Below are 1626 nucleotides of genomic sequence, written 5' to 3'. Positions count from 1 at the left end.
TATTTATTTTCCTTAATCTCTTTCCTCGACATAATCCAATATACTATCTTATCTATCCAAACACCAATAAAGATAAAAACATTAGACATATCCGCTTTAATCTGTTGGTAATTCATCCAAAAAGGTTCATTAGAACCGTATCTCAAAGCTTTCTCCATTAAGTTACCTCGTTTTTTGGTATTTATTGCTCGGCAGGCTTTTACTTCCACCTTAATACCTTCAAACCATAAATCATATTGACCTTCATAAGTAGGGTCAAGTTCTTTGTTTGGTTTTTTAAATCTGTTATCTATATCCATAATATGAGTATGCCCCCATATCTCTCCAAATACACGGGGAGCAATGCTATAAAGTTCTAAATATGGGTTAGAAGATACATATTTCTTTCTTAATTTTTCATACTGCTCAAAGGTAATGACCTCTTTATCCAGTAAAAACATAAGAATATACTCATATTCATTAAATGGGAAGACTGACTTCAAACTTTCTAATCTTGCGCTTAGCAATTGGTGATTTTTGGGTTTCAAATTTTTGATAAAACCTTCTAAATATTGTTTTAATTGTTTTATATCCATCTTCGGCTCTCTTTTTCGTCTTCTATTTCAGGAAATGGATTTCTCCATTGCCATCCTGTCTTCCCAGTTTTTCTAAAATGTTCTAACCTCCTAATCGTAATCTCAGCAAATATTGGGTCAATATCAAATGTATAAACCTTTCTTTTTAATCGTTCGCCTGCAATTAAAGTTGTCCCAGAATGGGCAAAGAAGTCTACAACCAAATCTTTCTCATTTGTTGCTGATAAGACTATTCTCTCTATTGCCTTCAAAGGTTTTTGGGCATAACACCCAGGGACATTCTCTTCCACTCTATAAAATACCTGTTGAATATCAATCCATACATTCCCAGCCCTAATATACTTTGATTTGCTTCTTTCCAGATTTTCTGTAATCCTGCCATTGACCTCTTTGTAGTATCCCTTTAATATTTTGGGGATGTCTGTATATTCAGCCTCTACATTAAAACCAGGATTGCCTTTAACATAATAAAGCAATTCCTGTCTAACCCACATCCAGTTTTTTTGTGTTCCATAACCTCTCTGATTTCTCAGTGTAATAAAATTTTTAGGTTTTAACTCCTTAAATTTTCTAAGCAAAATAATAAAATCTGGAAGCGGCTGAAGATTATCTTTGTAGTCTGCACCTAACCATATATAAAGATGTGCATCCTTATCCATAATCTCAATTGCATTTTGCACCCATTTCTCCGAAAACTCTAAATAATTTTTAATGTTTATTTTGAAAAGAGCATTCGTATTTGCATTTCCTACTGCTACATTATAAGGAGGGTCATTTATAACCAATCTGACTTTTTCATTACCTATAATCTTTTTACCATCTTCTAACTTTGTGGCATCTAATACCCCAACCTTATGTCCATTTCTTGGGTCTTCCCATATATCTCCATATTTTAACCTGCATAATGGTAATATCCTTTTTTGTAATTCTCCATGAAGGTCCAACCGTTCAAGTCTTTCGGTAGTTTTACCTCTCTTCTCCTCGCCTTTCTGGGTTAACAATTCATTACCAAATAAACTCAAAGTGTTTGTTTTATCTTTCATAATCTATT

The 1626-nt window shown here is 33.2% G+C and carries 2 protein-coding genes; both read right to left on the bottom strand.

Annotation, left to right across the window (positions count from 1 at the left end):
• Positions 1 to 575, bottom strand: a 575-nt coding sequence (locus ACUVXA_RS20710; RefSeq protein ID WP_445873190.1) for a hypothetical protein, incomplete at its 3' end; no start/stop codon positions are given.
• Complete coding sequence (locus tag ACUVXA_RS20705; RefSeq protein ID WP_445873189.1) at positions 566 to 1618, bottom strand: DNA-methyltransferase; 1053 nt, start codon at positions 1616 to 1618, stop codon at positions 566 to 568. The genes ACUVXA_RS20705 and ACUVXA_RS20710, both read right to left, overlap by 10 nt.
• Positions 1619 to 1626 lie beyond the last annotated feature (8 nt).

The organism is Candidatus Jordarchaeum sp. (assembly GCF_052745115.1).
This window is presented reverse-complemented; position numbering and strand designations above follow the sequence as displayed.